16 protein-coding genes and 1 pseudogene are annotated in these 23,381 nt (G+C 36.2%); 6 read left to right on the top strand and 11 right to left on the bottom strand.

Annotated features, from left to right (window positions below):
* Window positions 1–8: 8 nt before the first annotated feature.
* Window positions 9–2,081: an NAD-dependent DNA ligase LigA gene (ligA, locus tag ACGH4F_RS07635; RefSeq protein ID WP_267351062.1), complete on the bottom strand. Its 2,073-nt coding sequence runs from the start codon at window positions 2,079–2,081 to the stop codon at window positions 9–11.
* A gap of 192 nt (window positions 2,082–2,273) precedes the next feature.
* A complete protein-coding gene (gene zipA, locus ACGH4F_RS07630) occupies window positions 2,274–3,233 on the bottom strand; it encodes a cell division protein ZipA (RefSeq protein ID WP_267351064.1) in 960 nt (319 codons plus the stop codon).
* Window positions 3,234–3,643: 410 nt separating this feature from the next.
* Here zipA and ACGH4F_RS07625 point away from each other — a divergent pair, with 410 nt between their 5' ends.
* Together ACGH4F_RS07625 and ACGH4F_RS07620 are read left to right on the top strand one after the other, a co-directional pair.
* Window positions 3,644–4,840, top strand: a complete 1,197-nt coding sequence (locus ACGH4F_RS07625) for an efflux RND transporter periplasmic adaptor subunit (protein ID WP_267351066.1) — start codon at window positions 3,644–3,646, stop codon at window positions 4,838–4,840.
* A gap of 19 nt (window positions 4,841–4,859) precedes the next feature.
* On the top strand, window positions 4,860–8,072 hold the full coding sequence (locus tag ACGH4F_RS07620) for an efflux RND transporter permease subunit (protein ID WP_267379377.1): 3,213 nt from the start codon (window positions 4,860–4,862) through the stop codon (window positions 8,070–8,072).
* A 289-nt stretch (window positions 8,073–8,361) separates the two neighbouring features.
* Here the strand turns inward: ACGH4F_RS07620 and ruvC are convergent, their stop codons facing one another.
* The 7 genes from ruvC to ACGH4F_RS07585 form a co-directional block, all read right to left on the bottom strand.
* The gene (gene ruvC, locus ACGH4F_RS07615; protein WP_065557872.1) at window positions 8,362–8,850 is read right to left on the bottom strand and encodes a crossover junction endodeoxyribonuclease RuvC; all 489 of its coding nucleotides are present in this window, start codon (window positions 8,848–8,850) and stop codon (window positions 8,362–8,364) included.
* Entirely contained in the window at window positions 8,850–9,593 is a 744-nt protein-coding gene (locus ACGH4F_RS07610; RefSeq protein WP_065557873.1) for a YebC/PmpR family DNA-binding transcriptional regulator, read from the bottom strand. Before ACGH4F_RS07610 ends, ruvC begins: the two co-directional genes overlap by 1 nt.
* Before the next feature lie 182 nt (window positions 9,594–9,775).
* Window positions 9,776–10,072 (bottom strand): DNA-binding transcriptional regulator Fis, encoded by a 297-nt coding sequence (gene fis, locus ACGH4F_RS07605; protein WP_025315996.1) that lies wholly within the window; start codon window positions 10,070–10,072, stop codon window positions 9,776–9,778.
* A 7-nt stretch (window positions 10,073–10,079) separates the two neighbouring features.
* The gene (gene dusB / locus ACGH4F_RS07600) at window positions 10,080–11,087 is read right to left on the bottom strand and encodes a tRNA dihydrouridine synthase DusB (protein WP_267351076.1); all 1,008 of its coding nucleotides are present in this window, start codon (window positions 11,085–11,087) and stop codon (window positions 10,080–10,082) included.
* Between the two features lie 36 nt (window positions 11,088–11,123).
* A complete protein-coding gene (gene prmA / locus ACGH4F_RS07595) occupies window positions 11,124–11,990 on the bottom strand; it encodes a 50S ribosomal protein L11 methyltransferase (RefSeq protein ID WP_411590695.1) in 867 nt (288 codons plus the stop codon).
* Window positions 11,965–13,416, bottom strand: a complete 1,452-nt coding sequence (gene panF, locus ACGH4F_RS07590; RefSeq protein ID WP_411590694.1) for a sodium/pantothenate symporter — start codon at window positions 13,414–13,416, stop codon at window positions 11,965–11,967. Before panF ends, prmA begins: the two co-directional genes overlap by 26 nt.
* A 7-nt stretch (window positions 13,417–13,423) precedes the next feature.
* The gene (locus ACGH4F_RS07585; RefSeq protein ID WP_267379389.1) at window positions 13,424–13,660 is read right to left on the bottom strand and encodes a YhdT family protein; all 237 of its coding nucleotides are present in this window, start codon (window positions 13,658–13,660) and stop codon (window positions 13,424–13,426) included.
* A 177-nt stretch (window positions 13,661–13,837) separates the two neighbouring features.
* On the opposite strand from ACGH4F_RS07585, the gene ilvC reads away from it, so the two are divergent.
* Together ilvC and ACGH4F_RS07575 are read left to right on the top strand one after the other, a co-directional pair.
* Window positions 13,838–15,316 (top strand): ketol-acid reductoisomerase, encoded by a 1,479-nt coding sequence (gene ilvC, locus ACGH4F_RS07580; RefSeq protein ID WP_220215362.1) that lies wholly within the window; start codon window positions 13,838–13,840, stop codon window positions 15,314–15,316.
* A 310-nt stretch (window positions 15,317–15,626) separates the two neighbouring features.
* Window positions 15,627–16,196, top strand: a complete 570-nt coding sequence (locus ACGH4F_RS07575) for a cell division protein ZapC (RefSeq protein ID WP_411590692.1) — start codon at window positions 15,627–15,629, stop codon at window positions 16,194–16,196.
* A 373-nt stretch (window positions 16,197–16,569) separates the two neighbouring features.
* Here the strand turns inward: ACGH4F_RS07575 and ACGH4F_RS07570 are convergent, their stop codons facing one another.
* On the bottom strand, window positions 16,570–17,679 hold the full coding sequence (locus ACGH4F_RS07570; RefSeq protein ID WP_411590725.1) for a YcbX family protein: 1,110 nt from the start codon (window positions 17,677–17,679) through the stop codon (window positions 16,570–16,572).
* A gap of 696 nt (window positions 17,680–18,375) precedes the next feature.
* Window positions 18,376–18,858, bottom strand: a complete 483-nt coding sequence (gene greB, locus ACGH4F_RS07565) for a transcription elongation factor GreB (RefSeq protein WP_411590690.1) — start codon at window positions 18,856–18,858, stop codon at window positions 18,376–18,378.
* A 44-nt stretch (window positions 18,859–18,902) separates the two neighbouring features.
* On the opposite strand from greB, the pseudogene ACGH4F_RS07560 reads away from it, so the two are divergent.
* Together ACGH4F_RS07560 and ACGH4F_RS07555 are read left to right on the top strand one after the other, a co-directional pair.
* Window positions 18,903–21,071, top strand: a pseudogene (locus ACGH4F_RS07560) (Tex family protein); the annotation flags it as partial.
* 768 nt (window positions 21,072–21,839) lie between these two features.
* Window positions 21,840–23,291, top strand: a complete 1,452-nt coding sequence (locus ACGH4F_RS07555) for a hypothetical protein (RefSeq protein ID WP_411590688.1) — start codon at window positions 21,840–21,842, stop codon at window positions 23,289–23,291.
* The last annotated feature ends 90 nt before the right edge of the window (window positions 23,292–23,381 follow it).

The following is a 23,381-nucleotide window of genomic DNA, read 5'->3' as shown; positions in this document are numbered from 1 at the left end:
AAACAATCTTATTCATTTAGCAAACTTAACATCTCTTGTTCATCAATGACTTTAATGCCAAGTTGTTGCGCTTTTTCTAATTTTGAACCGGCAGATTCACCGGCAATCACCAGATCAGTATTTTTTGATACGCTTCCCGTCACTTTGGCACCAAGTTGTTTTAATTTATCTTTGGCTTCATCACGTGTTAAAACAGATAAAGTCCCGGTTAAAACAATCGTTTTACCCGAAAAAGGTGAATCGGTTGCCATTGTTTGTGCTTGGGGATTGGTGTCTTGCCAATGAATACCAATGTCATCACTGGTTAACTGTTCTATTACGTCGCGGTTATGGGGTTCTTGGAAAAAATCAATGATGCTTTCAGCAATAACCACACCAATATCATTAACTAATTGTAGTTGTTCAAGTGATGCATTTTCAATTGCCGTTAAATTACCAAATTGGTTAGCTAAATTTTCAGCCGTCACTTCACCGACATTTGGTATACCAAGCGCAAAAATAAAGCGGCTTAAAGTTGTGTTTTTCGATGTATCAAGTGCTGCTAATAAATTTTTAGCCGATTTATCGCCTACTTTATCTAACGAACATAGTAATGGTACCGTGAGTCTATAAAGATCTGCGGGTGTTTTAACATAATCTTTATCCACTAACTGTTCAATTAGTCTATCACCCATTCCTTCCACATTCATGGCTCGACGGGATACAAAATGTTTAAGCGCTTCTTTTCGTTGTGCTGGACAAATAAGTCCACCTGCACAGCGAGATACCGCTTGCCCTTCATCGCGAACAATTAGCGAACCACAAATCGGGCAGTGGGTTGGAAAGATAATCGCTTTGGTGTCGGCTGGTCTTCGATCTAATATGACCGATACAATTTTAGGAATCACATCACCTGCACGGCGTATAGAAACATAGTCACCTTCACGGACACCTAATCGGGCGATTTCATCACTGTTATGCAAAGTTGCATTACTGACAATCACACCTGCAACAGATACCGGTTCTAGTCTTGCAACAGGTGTAATTGCGCCTGTTCTACCGACTTGAAAGTCAACTTTATTTAATTGGGTGATTTCTTCTTGCGCGGGAAACTTAAACGCCGTTGCCCAACGAGGAGCACGGGCAACAAAGCCGAGTTCTTCTTGTAAAGCGATACTGTTTACTTTGATGACCACACCGTCTATGTCAAAATCCAATGACATGCGCTCTTCACCAATTTGTTTAAAGTAATCTAAAGCAGCTTGCGCACCTTTTCGCACTTGAACTTTATCACTAACAGGTAATCCCCAAGTTTTAAGTTGCATTAAACGGTCATAATGCGTATTAGGCAGATTGGCACCTTCAATAACACCTAAACCATAACAGAAAAACGATAAAGGTCTTTTAGCTGTAATTTTAGGGTCTAATTGTCTCAGAGAGCCAGCGGCTGCATTACGAGGATTTGCAAAGACTTTTTCGTTTCGTTTTTCTGCTTCAGCATTGAGTTTGGCAAAGCCCTTGTGAGACATGAACACTTCACCTCGAACTTCTAAGCGTCTTGGTATCTGCTCTCCTCTTAAAACCAGTGGAATGGTTTTTATGGTTTTGACATTGGCGGTAATGTCTTCTCCTGTTGTGCCGTCTCCTCGGGTTGCAGCTTGTACAAATTGACCATCTTCATAAAGTAAACTTACCGCTAATCCATCTAATTTTAATTCACAACAATATTCTACCGGTTCATTTTCTTTTAAGTGTAAGCGATCTTTTACTCTTTTATTGAAGGCAATAAAACTTGTCTCATCAAAAACATTATCTAAAGATAACATTGGTATTTCATGTTTTATCGAGGCAAATTGAGATAGGGGAGCACCGCCAACCCTTTGAGTAGGGGAGTCAGGAGTAATCAATTCGGGATGCTGCTGTTCAATAGTTTGAAGCTGTTTTATCAATTTGTCATATTCCGCATCCGGAATTTCAGGCGCATCTAAGACATAATAACAATATTCATGATGTCTTATCTTATCACGTAAAGATTGAACTTCAGTGATGACTTTTTGTTGTGAATCATGGGTAAGGTTTTCGGGTAAATTAGATAGTGACATGTTAGTATGCTCTTAATTTAAAGTAAGATTTTTAAATGTTATTAGACACCAATCAAGTATGAATGACTTGATTAAATCAATATGTTCATCATGGTGAATATCGTTAACAATCGGATCAGAATCTTTTTATTTCCCGTCCATTTACCACCAACTAATGTTGGTGGTGTTGATAAAATTATTATTATATTTGGGTTATATTTCGTTGCACGCTTTTTTGATGCGTTCTTTGTAGCTATCGATTTTTTGTGGTGTTAGCATGTGTTGGGAATCATCTAAGACAACACCATTAACATCATCGGCTATACGTTGTGCTGTTTGTAACATGAGTTTAAAATTTTGCTGATTGTTTCCTTGTGTCGGTGCAATCATAAAAATTGAAACGCCAGGTGTGGTAAATTCGTGCATGGTCTCAGGATCCAAATAGCCTGGATTAACCATATTTGCTAAACTAAATAAAACAGGACCGTTGCCCGCAGGATCGACATGGCGATGAAAAATTCGCATATCACCGAATTGAAAACCTGATTGCATAATACTGGCAAGTAATACATCACCTTGTAATAATCGACCATTAATGCCAGTTACATTTAACACAATGATTTCTGTTTTATCTTCTTCATGGTCGATGTTTGCTTTTTCAGATTCATGATGGTCAGCTGATGATTCAGTGTTCAAAACTTCGTTTTGCTTAACAGGTTCAACTTCATGAATTTCTTCACTTATTGTGATTGTTTCTGTTTTTTCAAGTTGACTTTCTGTTTCGACTTTTTCTTCTAATGGTTCATTTTCAAAGAGATCCTGATTAAGATTAATCACTGGTTCAGGGATAGTATCTTCTTCTGGTTCGTCTATCGGTTGATGACTAAATAAATCCTCTTGTTGAGGAGGTGCTTCTTTTTCAATGATCTCAACAATTTCAACATGCGGTGTTGTTGTTTTTTTATTTTTGGGGTTAATCAGTATTACATCATCTTCTTCTATTTCATCCATATAAATGTCTGTTTGCTGTTGAGCAATAGGGTTAATATTCCTTTTTTTATCTGAATTAAACAGAGAAGAACGTTCCTTTTTATTAATCCATAATCCATGAATCAATAATGCAATAATGACCAAGGATGCAATAACAATCAGAACAATACGTAAATTATCCATAATAACCATCTCAGAATTAAATTAAATAAAGACTCAAATCACTCAATAAAAGAATCGAATGAAGTGATTACGGAGTACCACAATGTAAAATAATTACTTTTTCTTTGCAAATTAAAAAAATTCAATTGATTGTCAGTACATAAATGCCTTTGATTGTGTCATCTTATCAAGCCTAATTTTTTCGCACTAAAAATCAATAAGCATATATTACTTTATTTCTGCCAATAATCATAATTATCGGTATATATTTTTTTATTAATAATGTTAGATTTTAATTTTTAGAACTCTGTGCTATTAACCTGTAAAGATACTTACAATTTATGCATATTTTTTGTAAAATCATCGGTTACTTTTAAATAAGATTTATAATTATTAAAAATAACAATTTTGTTGATTGAGGTCAATTTTATATGAGATTTAACAAGCTATTACTCACCATTCCGGTAGCGCTGACCAGCTTATTTTTACTGTCAAGCTGCGATGATAACAAATCACAAGGCGGTAATAATCAGATACCAAAAGTTACGGTGTTTAAAGTAGAGCCATTGAATTACACTTTAAAGATTGGTTTACCCGGTCGAGTTGTCGCTTCGCAAATTGCTGAAATTAGACCTCAAGTAAGTGGCATCGTTTTAAAACGAGAATTTGAAGAAAGCTCAAATGTAAAAGCAGGGCAATCACTTTATCAAATCGATCCTGCTATTTATCAAGCTAACTATGACAGTGCTGTTGCAAGTGTAGCAAGTGCTAAAGCTAATGCTAGTATTGCCCAGTTGACTTTAAAACGTTATGCCGGTTTATTAAAAACCAAATCCATTAGTCAGCAAGATTATGATAAAGCGGCGGCAGATGCACAGCAGGCAGAAGCTAGTGTACTTGTTGCTCAAGCAGCTGAACATACCGCTAAAGTTAATTTAGATTATACTAAAGTCTATTCCCCTATTGATGGCTATATTGGTAAATCAAGTGTTACTGAAGGTGCATTAGTTTCAGCAGGTCAAGCAACAGCGTTAGCTTTAGTTCAAAAACTTGATCCTATTTATGTTGATATGACAGAAGCAGCAACGCGTTACAATAAATATAATCAAGATCAAAACGTGATTTTTGAACCAGCGAAAGGAAATAATGTTGAACTTTATTTTAATGACGGTTCGAAATATGACGTAGCAGGGAGTATCAAATTTTCTGATATGACGGTGAATGAAACGACAGGTACCGTTACCCTTAGATCTGAATTTCCAAATCAAGATGGCAAAATTTTGCCCGGTATGTTTGTCAAACCTCAATTGACTTTAGGCTATATTAAAAATGCAAAACTCGTTCCTCAACAAGGTATTACGAGTAATGGTAAAGGCCAATATACAGCAAAAATCCTTAAACCAGATAATACGATTGAATATCGTCAAGATATTCAAGTTTATACTGGTATCAATGGTTATTGGGTAGTGACGAAAGGTATTGATATTGGTGAACAAGTTATCACGACGGGTTTACTTAATTTAACGGCAGTTGAAATGGGTAAACCAATGACAGGCCAAATTGTTGGTGAGCCAGCTACTCTTACTCAAGAACAGTTAGATAATATTATCAAAAACAGCGTGAAATAAAACAGGGGTAGATTTAATTATGGCTAAGTTTTTTATTGATAGACCCGTTTTTGCATGGGTAATAGCTATCATGATGATGCTAGGCGGGGCACTATGTATAAAACTGCTAGCAGTTGAACAATACCCCGATATTGCTCCTCCTGCTGTTACTGTTTCAGCGGCTTATCCTGGTGCAGATGCACAAACTATTGAAAACACCGTTACACAGTTAATCGAACAAAATCTGACTGGGATAGATAATTTAATCTATATGAAATCAACCAGTAGTGCGCAAGGTGTTGTTCAAACTACGTTGACCTTTGCGCCGGGAACGAATCCTGATTTTGCGCAAGTGCAGGTGTTAAATAAAGTTGAAAGTATTAAGTCTCGTTTACCTGAAAGTGTTCAAAAAAATGGTGTTTCAGTTGCTAAAAACAATACTAACTTCCTAAAAGTTATTGGTTTTTACTCAACGAACCCCCAAAAGACTCAAGCAGATATTGCTGACTTTATTTATTCGACTGTGCAAGATCCGATCCGTCGTGTTCAAGGTGTTGGTGATACCACTTTATTTGGCTCTGAATATGCAATGCGTATTTGGCTTGACCCAAATAAACTCAATTATTTCAACATGTCAATTGAAGAAATTATTGCGGCAATTCAAGCACAAAACGCTCAAGTAACTGCAGGGCAATTGGGTGCATTACCTTCAACTGAAGGTCAGGAACTTAATGCAACGATAACGGCTCAATCTCGTTTAAAAACACCGGAACAATTTCAAAATATTTTAGTTCGGGTCAATACCGACGGTTCTAATATTTTACTAAAAGATGTTGCTAACGTTGAAATTGGTGCATCTGATTATAATTTTATCTCTCGCTATGACGGTAAAGCATCGGCTGGTTTAGCTATTTATCTGGCAACAGGCGCAAACCAATTAGATACCTCTGAATTGGTCGATAAGAAAATCGAAGAATTATCGGCAATCTTCCCAGAAGATATCAAATTTGCCTACCCATACGATACAACACCATTTGTTAAATTATCTATCAGTAATGTTGTGCATACTTTGATTGAAGCAATTGTGTTGGTTGTTATCGTCATGTATATATTTTTGCAAAATCTTCGCTCAACTCTCATACCAACCATTACCGTTCCGGTTGTATTGTTAGGAACGTTTGCAATCTTATATATTTGTGGATTTACCATAAATACGTTGTCGATGTTTGCTATGGTGTTAGCTATCGGGTTACTGGTCGATGATGCTATCGTCGTTATCGAAAACGTTGAGCGTATCATGCATGATGAAGGATTGTCTCCGTATGATGCAACGGTTAAATCAATGGAACAGATAACCTCTGCTTTAATTGGTATTGCCGTTGTATTATCTGCTGTATTTGTACCTATGGCATTTTATGGTGGTGCAGCAGGGGGAATTTATCGTCAATTCTCAATTACCATTGTTACCTCGATGTCATTGTCTGTGATTATGGCAATCGTTTTAACGCCTGCACTTTGTGCTCAGATTTTAAAAGCACCATCAAAAAGTAAAAACAAAAAATCAACGTTTGGGGAAAAATTACTCGCGATTCCACCATTTAGCTGGTGTGATAAAGGAACCAAACTATTCTTTGGCGCGTTTAATAAATTTTATAACAAAGGACTGCATACTTATGAGAAAGGCGTAATTAAAGTAATACGTTATCCATTAATTGCCTTTGTTTGTTATATCGTTATCATTGTTGGATTAATATTTGGATTTAACCGCTTACCAACAGGGTTTTTACCTAATGAAGATCAGGGTGTATTGATTGTCATGGTCGAATTACCACCCGGATCAACATTAGAACAAACCATGTCAGTATTGAATAAAACAACTCAGTTTTATATGGAAAAGAAAGCTGATTCTGTTAAAGAAGTCTTTACTGTTGCAGGGTTTAGTATGGTAGGTCGTGGACAAAATATGGGACTTGGATTTGTTCGGTTAAAAGATTGGGATGAGCGTAAACGCCCTGATCAAAAAGTGGATGCTTTAGTTGGCAGTGGTTGGGGCTTTGCATCTACCATTACTGAAGGTCGAGTAATTATAGCTAACTTACCGGCGGTTCCGTCGTTAGGGATGGCTAATGGTTTCTCCTATATGTTAAAAGACACTTCAGGACAAGGGCATGAAGCCTTAATGGGTGCTTTTTATCAAATCTTAGGACAAGCATCGAAAAGACCAGAACTTCAACAAGTGCGTCCGGGCAGTATGTTAGATGTTCCTCAGTATAAAATTAATGTGGATTTCGAAACAGCTCAAGCGCTTGGTGTTTCTGTCAGTAGCGTCAATACAGTATTATCTACCGCATTAGGTTCTGCTTATATCGATGACTTTGTCTATAATAACCGAGTCAAAAAAGTGTACCTTCAATCTGAAGCGGCTTATCGAATGTTGCCTGATGATTTTAGTTATTGGCATGTAAAAAATCAAAAAGGTCAAATGGTTCCTTATGATGCATTTGCGACTACTTCAAAAAGCTATGGTTCACCATCACTTGTTCGTTATGATGGTGTTGCTGCAATGGGAATTAGTGGATCTGCTGCGCCGGGCTTAAGTTCTGGTCAAGCTATGGCAATAATGGAACAGCTATCAAAAGACTTACCAAAGGGCTTTACGTTTGACTGGACAGATATTTCTTATCAAGAACGTCAAACAGGATCGCAAACAACAACACTTTATATAATCTCTATTATTGTCGTGTTCTTGGCATTAGCTGCATTGTACGAAAGTTGGAGTGTACCAATTTCAATACTATTTGTGATTCCTCTTGGTATTTTAGGAACGGTGGTTGCAACAATGTTTAGAGGACTTGATAATGATATTTACTTTATTGTCGGTCTATTAACCACAATGGGACTGTCTGCGAAAAATGCGATATTAATTGTTGAATTTGCAAAAGATGCTTTAGAAAAAGAAGGTAAATCGCTGATTGATGCAACACTTGAAGCTTGTCGATTACGTTTACGCCCAATTTTAATGACATCGTTCGCCTTTATTTTAGGGGTGTTACCTTTAGCATTAAATAGTGGTGCAGGTTCAGCAAGCCAAAACGCGGTAGGTACAGGGGTAATTGGTGGTATGTTAACAGCAACATTCTTAGCGATATTCTATGTACCATTATTCTTCTTATTTATTACTAAAATGTTTACTAAACATAAAAATAAGGTCGTTTTACCACGTAATTTTTCGCACAACACTGACCAAAAATAGTGACTTGGAAAATTGAAAAGCATATCTTAGCACCAGCTAGGATGTGTTAAAAAAATCGAAATCTTATTAATAAGATAACCAACAAAAAGCACGATAAAATCGTGCTTTTTTATTGAGTTTTTAATCTTATCATTATCAAAATATGATCTCATAGTAAATAACAAGGTAAAAAAATTGATTCAATGATTAAATAACATTGTCGGTTTACTATTGATATTTAGGTGCATCAATTACTATTTTAGGTTAGCTGATCGCGTTATTTTGCAAGGGCAATATCGTCTAATTAAGATTATTTAATAGATTTGACTAGATGTCGACTCATATGGGCATGAGTAATTGCGATAGCTAATGCGTCAGCGGCATCGGCTTGTGGACTAGCGGGTAATTTTAACAAGAGTTTGACCATGTGTTGGACTTGCTTTTTATCGGCTGCCCCTGTGCCTACTACACTTTGTTTTACTAAACGAGCCGCATATTCAAAAACAGGTAAATCGTTGTTGACTGCAGCAACAATAGCTGAGCCTCTCGCTTGCCCTAACTTTAATGCTGAATCGGCATTACGTGCCATAAAGACTTGTTCGATAGCGAACATATCCGGTTGGAATTGTAAGATGATTTCGCTAACGCCAGCATAAATGCGTTTTAATCGAGTTGGTAAATCATCGACGGCTGTACGAATACAACCACTACCAAGATAGGTTAATTGTCGTCCTGTTTGACGAATTACACCGTAACCCGTCAAACGAGAACCAGGATCTATGCCAAGAATGATAGACATTAAAGAGCGGCAGCAACTTCGTCCGAAACTTCACCATTATGGTATACTTCTTGAACATCATCACAATCTTCAAGCATGTCGATCAAACGTAATAATTTTGGTGCAGAATCAATATCAAGATCAACTTTGGTCGCAGGAATCATTGATACTTCAGCTGATTCAGCAACTAAACCTGCTGCATCAAGTGCATCTTTTACTTCGCCAAATGATTCTGGTGTGGTAAAGACATCAATTGCACCATCATCATAAGTGACAACATCATCAGCTCCAGCTTCTAAAGCTGCATCCATTACTTTGTCTTCATCTGTACCTGTAGGATAAGAAATAACGCCTTTTTTGGTAAACAAATAGGATACAGAACCGTCAGTACCTAAATTACCCCCAGTTTTGGTGAAAGCGTGACGTACTTCTGATACTGTACGATTACGATTATCACTTAGGCATTCAACCATGACGGCAGTACCTGCAGGGCCATAACCTTCATAGATGATGGTTTCCATATCACTATCATCTTCACCACCTACACCACGCGCAATAGCACGATTCATGGTATCGCGTGTCATATTATTTGATAGTGCTTTATCCATTGCTGCACGTAAACGAGGATTTGACGCTGGATCGCCACCACCTAGTTTGGCTGCCGTTACAAGTTCTCGAATAATTTTAGTAAAAATTTTACCGCGTTTAGCATCTTGCGCCGCTTTACGATGTTTGGTATTGGCCCACTTACTATGACCTGCCATAGAATTCTCCAGATTAGATAATTTAAAAATCAGCGTATTTTAACAAACATTTGTTTAAAATTCATTATCAATATGTGTATTGATTTTTAATCCGTGTGATTTTTTATTGTTATAAAAACAAAAAAGCACCTAATAAACAGGTGCTTTTTTTGTATGAAATAAGCTTATCAATATCAGTTCGATTAGCTCATTCCATATTGTTTTAATTTTTTACGTAGTGTACCACGGTTAATACCGAGCATATTAGCCGCTCGAGTTTGATTACCACGTGTATATTGCATAACCATATCAAGGAATGGGTGTTCAACTTCAGCTAACACTAATTCATATAGATCATTAGGATCTTCACCATTAAGTTGTGATAAATAGTTTTTTAAAGCTTGCTTGACAGAATCTCGCAAAGGTTTTTGTGTTATTTGGTCTTGAGAGTTTACAGTTGTAAATTTTAGTGCTGCAGCTGTAACGCGTTGTTCTGACATAGTATTCTTAACTCTTTTTGTTGTTTCTAATTTGACTAAAAAATGCTTTTAGTGTTCTAGCTTGCTCACTGGTGGTGCTAAGTACACTAAATAAGCGCCTAAAATGATCGCTATCAGCATAATTCTTGGTATACCAATTTACATGCTTTCTGGCAATCCGTAATCCTTTGTATTCTCCGTAAAATTGATAAAGTTCTTCAAGGTGCGTAAAAACGATTTGTTCAACTTCATCAACTGTCTTTTCTTTTTGTAACTTTCCATGTGTTAAATAGAATGCAATTTCTTCAAATATCCAAGGTCGCCCTTGTGCCGCTCGGCCGATCATTATAGCATCAGCTTGCGTATATTGAAAAACATCTTTTGCCTGTTCAGGGGTGCAAATATCACCATTAGCAATGACTGGAATGGATACCTTTTTTTTCACTGCTTTAATTGATTCATATTCAGCTACACCCTTAAATAGACATTCACGGGTGCGCCCGTGAATAGTAATCGCCTTTACGCCACAATCCTGCGCAATTTGTGCGATTTCAATGCAATTTCTATGATTTTTATCCCATCCAGTCCGCATTTTTAATGTTACTGGCACATCAACAGCACCAACAACTTTTTGCAAAATCTGTTCAATTAATTGCGGGTACTGCATTAAAGCAGAACCTGCCAATTTTTTATTAACCTTTTTTGCAGGGCATCCCATGTTAATGTCAATTAACTCAGCCCCATGTTTGGCATTAAATTCTGCCGCTTTAGCCATTTCGTCAGGATCGGCCCCCACTATTTGTACTGCGCGAATGCCCAAATCTTGCGTTGAGACCATTCTTAAAGCAGATTTATCTGTTTGCCAAACATCTGAATTAGCTAAAAACATCTCTGAAATAGTCAGACCAGCACCAAACTGGTAGCATAAATTTCGAAATGGTCTGTCACTAATTCCTGCCATTGGTGCGGCGATTAAATTATTTCTTAATGTGACCTTACCAATGCTTAGTAATTTAAGGTCGGCTATATTACGCATTTTTTCTCGAACTTAAAAGGGGGTAATGTCATTTTTTTACTTTTTTTTGCCAGTAATTCGACACCATTCTTCTTGCTCAGCGACGGGATCAAGATCAAAATGGGGTTGGTAAGCGGTACAGACGCTTTGAGATTGAGAAGTCAAAATGCCCGATAATCCAAGTAATCCCGCTGGTTTAATCAGACTGTTGATATTAGGTTCAAGTTCTTTTAATGGTCCAGCCAAAATGTTGGCGACTAAAACATCAGCTTGTAAATTATCAGGAATATCTTTAGTTAAATAAAGTTCAATGTCATGACTTACATTGTTACGTTCTGCATTATCTCGACTGGCTTGAATAGCTTGAGGATCAATGTCAATGCCGATGACACGTTTTGCCCCTAGTTTTAGTGCAGCAATGGCGAGAATTCCCGAACCACAACCGTAATCAATCACTAATTTATCTTTTAAGTCTAAGCTATCAAGCCATTTAAGACATAACGCAGTGGTAGGGTGGGTACCTGTTCCAAAAGCTAAACCTGGATCTAACATAACATTGATCGCATTAGGATCAGGGACTGGGCGCCAACTTGGACAAATCCATAAGCGTTGACCAAATTGCATAGGATGAAAATTGTCCATCCACTCGCGTTCCCAATCTTTATCCTCTAATTGTTCGAATTTATAAGAATATTGATCAAGATTTAATATTGCTTTCAATTCATCTAAATCAGTTTGAGCATCGTAAAGCCCAATTACATCTGTATTACCCCAAAGTTTTGTTTCACCGGGTAAGGGTTCATACACAGGCGTATCATAGGTATCTTGAAATGTGACAGATAACGCCCCTGATTCTTCCAAAAGCTCACTTATTGGTTCAGCAAGATCACTTGTTGTGTTAATTTTGAGTTGAATCCAAGGCATAATTTTTCCTTAAGTTACCAAATATATTGGCGATGATAAAAACAACCAATCCAATAATTAATGAAGGAACAATTGGATGGAAAGAACAAATTTTAATGTTATAAGCGGCTAAAAAGGTATAACTAATGGCTCCAGCAAACATTGAACATAATGCGCCGGTTGCATTAGCTTTCTTCCAATATAAGCCAAGTACCAAAGGCCATAAAAATACCGCTTCCAGCCCACCAAAAGCAAGTAAATTTAACCAAATTATCATATCCGGTGGATTCCAAGCTGCTAAAATGAGCAGTGCGCCAAAAATAAAGGTAATGATAACTGATATTCGCGTTAAGGTTTTGTCACTGCATTTTGTTTCAGGTTTTATGCTTAAAAACAGATCTTTTATAATCACTGAAGAGACTTGTAACAGTTGCGCGTTAATGGTTGACATAATCGCAGCCAGAGGCGCAGCCAAAAAGATGCCCGCTGCGAGTGGCGACATCACTTTAATAATTAAAGTTGGAACAATTTGATCGGGAATGGTTAAATCATCAATAATTGCTCGCCCAAGTGCACCAGAAAGGTGCATGGTTAACATAATAACTGTAACAACAATCGTACCGATAATGATGCCCCGATGTACCGCTTTACTGTCTTTATACGCCATACAACGTACTGCTGTATGCGGTAAACCAACCACACCAAAACAGACTAAAATCCAGAATGATGCCATAAATGGAAAGTCCATAAAATTGCCAGGGCCTTGTGGGGTTAATAATGCAGGATCGATTTCTTTTAAACGCTCAACAATAGCCGTTAATCCACCACCAGCATAAATAATGGCGGTTAAAAGTAATATTGAGCCAATGATCATCACTAAACCTTGGAAAGCATCGTTTAAGATACTTGCACGAAATCCACCAAATGCAGTATATATCACCGTACCAATACCGAAAATAAGTAGACCGAGTTTATAAGGTATGCCTACTGAAGATTCTAATAAACGGGCACCACCGACAAACTGAACAGTCATTGCACCGACAAAGGCGACGACTAAAGCAATACTGGCAAACCAGACAATGGTTTTACTTTTATAATGAGCATAAAGCATATCACTTAGCGTGATAGCATTATACTTGCGCGCTAAAATGGCAAATTTTTTACCCAAAATTCCCAGAGATAGCAGAACAGTAGGGACTTGAATCATAGACAACAATACCCAGCCTAGTCCATATTTATAAGCAGCACCAGGCCCCCCTATAAACGAACTGGCACTGATGTAAGTTGCCGCCAGTGTCATGGCGAGCAAAAATCCCCCCATTGTTCGATTACCAATAAAGTAATCAGTAAATTGATTGACTTTTTTGCGTTTAACATAAGCATAGATAGATAAGGCAAACACAAAAATAAGATAGATGACTAGCGGTAATATAATATCTAAATGCATTGTTTGATCACTTAGTTTGTTCTAATGAGATGTTTTTGAAATGAAATTTTACAACGATCCAGCATAATAAAATAAACCCGACAGGTACCATAATGCAGGATAATTCAAACCATAATGGAAGCCCCAAAAAGCCAGTCCTATCGCCAGCGCCGTAAGCACAAACAATCCAGCCAAGAAGATAAATAATTGTTAATAACAGTGAAAGCTTAGCTTCTTTATTTGCTTGCTTATATCGTGTATCCATATTGAATAATTTATCAATAATTAAATAGTGGCTTAGAGTAAAAGAAAGCATTACATTTAGCAAGTATATTGCATTTTATGCAATATAATTTTTTAAATATATCAATTTTCGCAACAATTAAATTCAGCTATAGTGTTGGACAATTCGATTATGACAAATAAATTAATGGAGATCCCAATGTCAAACTATTTTAATACACTGAATTTACGTGAAAAATTACACCAACTTGGTCAATGCCGTTTTATGGCTCGTGATGAATTTGCATCAGAAGCCGATTTTTTAAAAGGCAAAAAAATTGTAATAGTAGGATGTGGTGCGCAAGGTCTGAATCAAGGTTTAAATATGCGGGATTCAGGACTTGATATTGCCTATGCTTTACGTAAAGAAGCGATTGCAGAAAAGCGTCCTTCATGGAAAAAAGCAACTGAAAATGGATTTAAAGTAGGCAGTTATGAAGAGTTAATTCCTACAGCTGATTTAGTGATTAATTTAACACCTGACAAACAACACTCAGCGGTAGTAAAAGCAGTACAACCATTGATGAAACAGGGAGCCGCTTTAGGTTATTCTCATGGTTTTAATATTGTTGAAGTTGGCGAAAAAATTCGTCCTGATATCACGGTTGTCATGGTTGCGCCGAAGTGTCCAGGAACAGAGGTACGTGAAGAGTATAAACGAGGATTTGGTGTTCCGACTCTGATCGCCGTTCACCCTGAAAACGATCCTAAAGGTGAAGGTTTAGCTATCGCCAAAGCATGGGCGGCGGCTACCGGTGGACATCGTGCTGGTGTTTTACAGTCTTCATTTGTTGCTGAAGTTAAATCTGATCTTATGGGAGAACAAACGATCCTTTGCGGTATGTTGCAAACAGGGTCATTACTTTGTTTTGATAAACTTGTGGCAGACGGTGTGGATCCGGCTTATGCATGTAAATTATTACAATTTGGTTGGGAAACCATTACCGAAGCATTGAAACAAGGTGGTATTACCTTAATGATGGATCGCTTGTCGAATCCGGCTAAGTTACGCGCTAATGCATTAGCTAAAGAATTAAAAGTGATCATGACTGATCTTTATCGTAAACATATGGATGATATTATTTCGGGTGAATTTTCAGCAACCATGATGAAAGACTGGGCAAATGATGATGCTAACTTATTAAAATGGCGTAAAGAAACCGGTGAAACAGCCTTTGAAAAAGCCGCTGAATACCAAGGTAAAATTGATGAACAAGCCTACTTTGATCAGGGTGTAGTCATGGTCGCTATGGTAAAAGCTGGGGTTGAACTTGCTTTTGAAACCATGCTTGAGTCAGGTATTTTACCAGAATCAGCTTATTATGAATCCTTACATGAACTTCCTTTAATTGCCAATACCATTGCCCGTAAGCGTTTATATGAAATGAATGTGGTGATATCTGATACTGCTGAATATGGTAATTATCTTTTCGCTAATGCAGCGATCCCATTATTAAAAGAAAAATTTATGCCAATGTTACAATCGGGCGATCTTGGTAAAGCGATCCCAGAAGGTAGCGTTGATAATGCGCAATTACGTGATGTAAATGATGAAATTCGTCATCACCCAATTGAAATTATTGGCCGTAAATTAAGAAGCTATATGACTGATATGAAACGTATCAATGTTGCCAGTTAATCAATCAATTAGCCAAATTGGCTTGGTCGTAAAAAGGTGCTTAATTGCACCTTTTTTTATGGATAAATGTTAGAAAAAATGGCTGGTTTGTTAAAGTTAAATTTTAGTATTAAATTTGATGTGATCTTAAAGGATCGCAAATGGGATCAAAAGGATCTAACTTAGATCGTTTTGATCTTGATAATGGATCACTAAAATTTTTAAAAATTATATAATTAAATAAATTTTATTTTACTTTTTTATTTATTTTTTACCTAAATTATGTTATCTTTTATGTAATTTTTTAATTTTATGGAGGGATAACATATCAATGAAAATTGCTTTTCGACCAACAGATTGTTGGCGTTGGTATTTTGATAATCAATATGATAGTTTGATGCTTGAAGTATCAAACGATATGTTATTTCGTTCATGTTATTCCAGTAAAATGTTAATTCCTGATGTTTTTAGGGAATTTCCATTTTCAGTGAGTGATGCAACATCCTATTATCAATTTTATGATAGTTGTCAAATATTGGCATTAACTGACTCGCAAAAGATTGAATTATCCATTAATGCCATTGTTGCGGCTAATTTTATTAAACCTCAAATGCCAAAAAGTTGGTATTTTTGCCAACAACCTAAGCTATATCGTCCTAAATTAGCGGACATTGTTGAAGTCAGCATGCAAGAAGGTGATCAACGGGTTTTTTTATTAGTTGTTGAAGCGGGTGAAAATGCTTCACTATGTATTATTGCTCAACCTACATTTGTGGCAATGAATAAAACATTTTATTTTTCCGAAGCAATTAAAGTGATGAATGATCGACTGGCGCCAATCCAAAAAAATGTCATGGATCAGAGTTCGTTGATAGACCTTAAGTTAGAAGCCATTTCGTAAACAATACCATTCTAATCCGACTATTGTCTTGTCAGTAAAACTTAATTTCGATTTAAACCTGTTATATTTTGATTTTGTTATTCACAGCAGGTTGTGAAGCAGGCAATGTATTGATCTGATTAATCGATGACTTAAACGGCATTTCGTTACGGTGTCTCAGTTGAACGCTTTAAAACTGAATACAAATGACTTTAAAGGATAGCATTTAGCATCAACGGTTTTAAAATGAAGCCATATAACATTATTAACGTATTGATTGGCAGGCTAACTTGTCATCATAGCGGGGTAATAATTTATTAAGTATCAATCAACCATTTTAATCAATAATTAACGATTTATTATTGATAAATCAGGATTCTATAACCAATGATCATTAAGGTTTTTTTATTAATTCAATTTTGATATCACCCTCAGGTATACAACTACAAGCTAAAATACGGTGATCGCGTTTTATTGCAGATTGAGTAAGAGGATTCACTTTTCCTTGTTTTAATACCACTGCACATTTACCACAAATTCCAACTCTGCATGAATAAGGGAGAGTAATATTATGTTGTTCCAGTTGTTCCAGAATAGTTTGTTGCTGATTTCCTTTGATTGTATTGTTCTCTAAAGTAATATTACACTGTTCGTGGTTAAACTGATTATTTTCGGGAAAAGATTTTAAATACTTTTTGGTCGGTTGCCTTTCAAGTATCTCAACAGGATCGTCAATTGATATTGATCCGACATTGCGAGCTATCATATTCATTCCAAAATCTATTTCCCCTTGCTCATCAGTCCGAAAATAGCGGAGCGTATTGAGTGGTTCATTATTTGCTAAAGGCTTTGCTGTATTAATATTAAAAGTGGTAAGTACACAGCGACTACACGGTTTAACGATATCAAAAATGACATCGCCAATTTTAATTGTTTTCCAGCCATCTTCGGCAAAAGGAAGCGCACCTTGAATGATGATATTGCTTCGAAACTGCTGAATATCGAGCTTTTCCAAGCATCTTTGTTGTAAATAATTGAATGATGCTTCATTCAATAGTAGATAAGGATAGCCATCTGCAAAGCTTACCGGTGTTTGAGGATATCGTTTTGTTCGTCTTGTCAAATTAGTGCCAATCCAACGCAGTTGCACATTTTTTTGAAGAATGTGACTAAAAAATTGGTTTAGTCTGATTGGTGCAATATGAGACGTAAAATGGTTACCCCAAACTTCGGTTGGTTCATTAGTTTCAATAAATTCATCAAATTGAATTGCTATTGATTCGTTATTTGACGTTGAAACAACAATACTGTTGTTAACTATAGCTGTTTTTAGTTTTAAAAGCTCAGGAAATTGTCTTGCGGTGATAAATGTTCCGTCAGGTTCACTAATCATCAATACACGATCATATTTGAATCCCCCTTCAACAACATTCGACGTATTTAGGGGAATACCTGCAAGCGATTTAATCGGATAGATAAATAGTTGACTGACAGCGCTCATAATAAATAAAGTGATGAGTAAAAATGATCTTAATTGTAAACTGAATTCATCGTAATTTATAGGCAGTAGATAGTACGCCTATAAATAATCGATTGGCTACATAGGCAGATCTTGTAGAACTTTAGCATATTTTACTACATAGTCTAGGAAAATATTAGCAGAAGAAATGTAATAAACGAAATGTCCTTTAGTTATGATAGCATGAGGACCTTTATTTACTCCGCAGTGGTAACCAGGATTTAATTGAACATCTGATTTTTCAATTATTTTCTTATATTTTTCAGCTTCAATCGTAGAATCAAATGTTAATATCAAAACAGAAAAAGTAGGATAATATTTATTGTAAATACGGATATTACTTCTAAAACCGTAGCATTTTATGCCAGATCCATTAAATTGATAATATTGATTCGAATTATAATCGTAGAAGCCAACCGAGTCGGATTTATCGTTTGATTCAAAATAGAATTCATCTTGATTAAGTCTCTTAAAGAAAGCATCTAATTTGCCAAATTCGACTGGATCAAATTTTAAGGTTAATTCATTATATGATACTGAGGATGTTCTATTATTGAGTTAAAAAAATAATAAGAAATTATCATCAATAATATTATTAAAAAAAGTACGCATTGAAAAAACAAAATTTTTCTTCTTTTCATACCAATCCCCTAACTCCTTAATGATTAATTAGTTAAAATGTTATGTAATTGGAGTATAGCTAATTTCAAGGATAAAAAAATAAGTTTTACCATTAGGTGTCATTACTGATATTTCATCGTCAACTTTATGACCAATTAACGCTCTGGCAACAGGACTATTAATAGAAATCCAATTTTTTTTAGGATCAAATTCATCGGCTCCTACAATGCGGTAAATTTGTACGTGACCGGATTCATCTTCTAGTTTAACCCAAGCACCAAAAAATACTTTGCCTTCTTGCCTTGGATCAGGATCGATAATGGTTAATATTTCTAGGCGTTTTGTTAAAAATCGTACTCGTCTGTCAATTTCACGCAATCGTCGTTTTCCATAAATATATTCTGCATTTTCACTCCGATCGCCAAGGGCTGCCGCATCAGATACAGCTTGAGTAACACGGGGTCTTTCTTCTTTCCATAAATATTTCAATTCACGATCGAGTGCCAAGTAGCCCTCTCTTGTTATATAATTAGCTTTTTGCATAATAAGTTTACATTCCGTTAATCGACGAGATATACAGAGATATCATGATAAATAATCAAATAAGCCATATTATAGCGGGTGAATTGACAGTTAAACCAGAACAAGTTTTAGCTGCTATTCAATTATTAGATGAAGGAAGCACTGTTCCTTTTATTGCGCGTTATCGTAAAGAAGTGACCGGTGGGTTAGATGATACCCAACTACGTACTTTAGATAGTCGGTTAGGTTATTTGCGAGAACTTGAAGATCGTAAACAAACGATATCAAAGTCAATTGAGGAACAAGGAAAACTCACCCCAGAACTGAGTCAAAAAATTACCCAAACACTTAGTAAAACTGAACTTGAAGATCTCTATCTACCCTATAAACCTAAACGCCGTACACGGGGACAAATTGCTATTGAAGCAGGACTTGAACCATTGGCCGATGCGTTATGGATCAATCCATCACTTGATCCTGATAGCGAAGCGGAAAAATTCTTCAATTCTGAAAAAGGAATCGTCGATACCAAATCTGCATTGGATGGGGCACGATACATCTTAATGGAACGATTTGCCGAAGATGCGGCATTACTGGCTAAGGTGCGCCATTATCTATGGAATAATGCGCATTTAGTTTCGCAAGTGGTTGCAGGTAAAGAAGAAGAAGGAGCAAAATTTCGTGATTATTTTGCGCAAAGCGAACTGATTTCAAAAGTGCCTTCTCATCGTGCTTTAGCGATGTTCAGAGGACGAAATGAAGGCTTTTTACAACTTTCACTTAACGCCGATCCGCAATTTGAAGAAACGCCAAAAGAGAGCTATTGCGAGCAAATTATTACTGAGCATTTAGGCATTCATTTTAATGATCAACCTGCAGACAAATGGCGTAAAGCAGTTATTAATTGGACATGGCGAATTAAGATTTTAATGCACATGGAAACCGAACTCATGACCACATTACGTGAGCAGGCGGAGGAAGAAGCGATCAATGTGTTTGCCGCTAATTTGCATGATATGTTAATGGCTGCGCCGGCAGGGATGAAAGTTACCATGGGAATGGATCCAGGATTACGAACAGGCGTAAAAATTGCTGTTGTTGACGCAACGGGTAAATTAGTCGCAACTGAAACAATTTATCCGCATACTGGGCAAGCGGATAAAGCTGTAATGATTGTTGCGGCGCTATGCATTAAATACCAAGTTGAATTAGTGGCGATTGGTAATGGCACGGCATCGCGTGAAACCGAACGTTTTTATCTCGATGTACAAAAAAAATATCCTGAAGTCAAAGGTCAAAAAGTCATTGTAAGTGAAGCAGGAGCATCGGTCTATTCCGCATCTGAGCTAGCCGCTCAAGAATTTCCTGATTTGGATGTATCAATACGTGGTGCGGTATCGATAGCTCGCCGACTACAAGATCCACTAGCCGAACTGGTAAAAATTGATCCAAAATCAATTGGTGTTGGTCAGTATCAACATGATGTTAGCCAAACTCAGCTCGCTAAAAAACTGGATGCTGTTGTGGAAGATGGCGTAAATGCCGTTGGCGTAAATTTAAATACGGCTTCGATGATGCTGTTGGCTCGCATAGCGGGACTGAATAAAGTTATTGCACAAAATATTGTCAATTGGCGTAATGAAAATGGACAATTTTCTAATCGTAAACAGTTATTAAAAGTTTCACGCCTTGGGCCTAAAGCCTATGAACAATGCGCTGGATTTTTGCGTATTATGGATGGCGACAATCCACTTGATGCATCTGCTGTTCACCCTGAAGCTTATCCGGTTGTGGAACGCATTTTAGATAAAAATCATAAATCGTTAAAAGAGATTTTAGGTGACTCGAAATATTTAAACTCACTCAAAGCAGTTGATTATGTTGATGACCATTTTGGTGTGCCAACCGTGACCGATATTATCAAAGAACTTGATAAACCCGGACGCGATCCACGGCCTGAATTTAAAACAGCTCAATTTGCCGATAATATCGAAACCATGGACGATTTGAAAGTGGGCATGGTCATGGAAGGTGCGGTAACAAATGTGACTAACTTTGGTGCATTTGTTGACATTGGTGTACATCAAGATGGGTTAGTGCATATATCAGCCTTATCTGATAAGTTTGTTGAAGATCCTCGAAGCGTGGTTAAAGCCGGTGATATTGTCAAAGTTAAAGTGATGGAAGTCGATATTGCGCGCAAACGTATTGCTTTATCGATGCGACTTGATGATCCAACAACGTCAAACTATGAAGGTGCTAAATCAAGAATTAACAAATCAACCAGCACGGCTAAAAATACACAGCCAACGCCTATGACCAATAGTGCAATGGGTAATGCTTTTGCCGCAGCTTTTAAAAAGGGAAAATAGCGGCGTTAATATGTGTTCCATAAAACGAAAAGGAGGCTAACGCCTTCTTTTTGTTTAATGTTTATTTCATAACATTTTAATAAAATTACTAATAATAAATACAATGGTTAAAAATAAAATCAGTTAGGTTAACTTATTTAGCTTGTGTATTTTTCCATCCAATATTCATCTGAAAGCCATTAAATAATGATAAATCAATATTTAGTTATTCCATATTACTCATATTATTATATACTATACACAATTGATTCAGTTATTTGTAGTCTTGCACAATTAGTTATCTATAATTAATCAAATGGTTAGTGTAATTAAACTGTTTTAACCTGATCTACTATATAGCACTCCTTAATTTAATATTCTTAAAAAGAATAGTTAACAATACTAGAATATTGCACTGTTTTTTAGAACGATATAGTCAATTTTTCCAATTTATTCAACAAAATAGACCTTTAGATGGATGCGATTTTACAACTTTCGAATAGTTTTTAGCGTGTATGCAATTTTATAATAAATTTAAAATGTAATCGGTAACAATTTTATCAATGTTTTGATAAATTTGTCGTTCACTAAAACTTCAAATAAATAACTTTGTTTCAACTTATAGACAAGCTTATGGGTAGAGGAATTAGCATGAATAGTGATATGTTTGTTTTCAAAAAACTTTATTTGATGCAATTTATATTGAATATTGCCGTTATTGCTATTTTTGGGCTTTTTTGTCGCATTGCTTTAGCAGGATTATCTGTTTCTACGACCACTGTGGAATATATTCACGGTAATCCACCAGATATTCTTGAAACCGCTGACACCAAAGTCTTAAACGGAATTCAATTCAAATTAAACATTGATGGTCTTGATCCGGCAATTGTTTCGCCGGGGCCTGCCAATAAGATTTCTGTTGCCTACAATACTTCACCTAGTCTGTATTCATTTGCTGTTGATACTTCAAGTTTAAATGAAAGTGATATCAATGATGTGGATGGTGATAAATTAGCTACCAGCGATAGTTTTATCATTCAATCGATTAATGCTGAATGGCGCGACCAGAACAATAATGTTATTCCTTCTGATTCTACAGCATTTTTGGGTAGTGATGTGTGTAATTCATCTACGGCTAATGCAAAATCATCAGTAAAAGTGACGATTCAATTTATTGCTAAAACTCAGTACGGTGAGCCTGATACTTCAGAACCAAGAGAAGTATCAAAAACATTTGAAGTAAGTGCTGATGACGGTATCTGTTTTATCAGACCCGGTGTACTGGCTTTGATTACTCATAATGGTTGGGATGAAGGTGGGAACTATGCGCCTTATGGTGCTGATACAATAGATGTTAATCCTTCTTATAACAGCGATCAATTTACTATTCATCAAGGCTTTAAGGCCACTGCAAAAGATCAAAATGGTAATTATTTCCCAACTTATGCTTTTCCGGAAGCTCGTTTCAGAATTGTACCTGTCAATCCAATATCTGATTATAGTTACACCTTGGTCAAAAATCCGAATAATTCATTAGTTAATACTGCTCGTGATTCAAATGCTGATTCTAAAAGTGAATTTAAATTTACTGACAATGTACCTGGTCAAGGTGATAAATTTGTCATATTAGTGACCAATAATCGAACGCTAGCACAGTTTTATTATACTTTTTCTATAAAACATTGGTTATATTTCTTAAATAACCTTCCGGGTAATTGGCAAAATTCAAATAGATTATGTCAAAACAATAATGATAGATTGCCAACACGAGCTGAGATTACAAACTCGTCTTTAGCTTACACGCCAACCACTAATGATAACTATTATGTAAAAGATAATGGGTACAAAAGAGCAATTGGTGAAGGATTAACACCAGAATGGGGTAAAGTCTACTTCTATGCACCTTTAGATATTATTGGTCGAGATATGTTAAATGGTTTGTCAAATTTGAAAAATTTCATCTATTATGATTTCTATTTCACCAGTGAACAATCATCAGTAAAAGATATATATGGAAATAATCGATACTACAGTGTAGGGATTGTAGAAGGTAACGTTATTGTTGAACCAGATATAGCATATACCTTATGTGTTAAATATTAGAGAATATATAAAATTATCTGCTTTTTCAAAAAGTGCAGTTAAAGTAATAAGATAATATCTTTAAATTTAATATTGAGTTTCCACTAAATG

The sequence above is a fragment of the Gilliamella sp. CG35 genome (assembly GCF_046635745.1).
Lineage (GTDB): Bacteria > Pseudomonadota > Gammaproteobacteria > Enterobacterales > Orbaceae > Gilliamella > Gilliamella apicola_I.
Note: the sequence above shows the minus strand (reverse complement) of the source record. Positions and strands in the feature narration are given on the sequence as shown.

Coding starts and splice junctions, on each gene's coding strand:
- ligA (WP_267351062.1), bottom strand. CDS start 2,081: ATGTCACTATCTAATTTACCCGAAAACCTTACCCATGATTCACAACAA.
- zipA (WP_267351064.1), bottom strand. CDS start 3,233: ATGGATAATTTACGTATTGTTCTGATTGTTATTGCATCCTTGGTCATT.
- ACGH4F_RS07625 (WP_267351066.1), top strand. CDS start 3,644: ATGAGATTTAACAAGCTATTACTCACCATTCCGGTAGCGCTGACCAGC.
- ACGH4F_RS07620 (WP_267379377.1), top strand. CDS start 4,860: ATGGCTAAGTTTTTTATTGATAGACCCGTTTTTGCATGGGTAATAGCT.
- ruvC (WP_065557872.1), bottom strand. CDS start 8,850: ATGTCTATCATTCTTGGCATAGATCCTGGTTCTCGTTTGACGGGTTAC.
- ACGH4F_RS07610 (WP_065557873.1), bottom strand. CDS start 9,593: ATGGCAGGTCATAGTAAGTGGGCCAATACCAAACATCGTAAAGCGGCG.
- fis (WP_025315996.1), bottom strand. CDS start 10,072: ATGTCAGAACAACGCGTTACAGCTGCAGCACTAAAATTTACAACTGTA.
- dusB (WP_267351076.1), bottom strand. CDS start 11,087: ATGCGTAATATAGCCGACCTTAAATTACTAAGCATTGGTAAGGTCACA.
- prmA (WP_411590695.1), bottom strand. CDS start 11,990: ATGCCTTGGATTCAACTCAAAATTAACACAACAAGTGATCTTGCTGAA.
- panF (WP_411590694.1), bottom strand. CDS start 13,416: ATGCATTTAGATATTATATTACCGCTAGTCATCTATCTTATTTTTGTG.
- ACGH4F_RS07585 (WP_267379389.1), bottom strand. CDS start 13,660: ATGGATACACGATATAAGCAAGCAAATAAAGAAGCTAAGCTTTCACTG.
- ilvC (WP_220215362.1), top strand. CDS start 13,838: ATGTCAAACTATTTTAATACACTGAATTTACGTGAAAAATTACACCAA.
- ACGH4F_RS07575 (WP_411590692.1), top strand. CDS start 15,627: ATGAAAATTGCTTTTCGACCAACAGATTGTTGGCGTTGGTATTTTGAT.
- greB (WP_411590690.1), bottom strand. CDS start 18,858: ATGCAAAAAGCTAATTATATAACAAGAGAGGGCTACTTGGCACTCGAT.
- ACGH4F_RS07555 (WP_411590688.1), top strand. CDS start 21,840: ATGAATAGTGATATGTTTGTTTTCAAAAAACTTTATTTGATGCAATTT.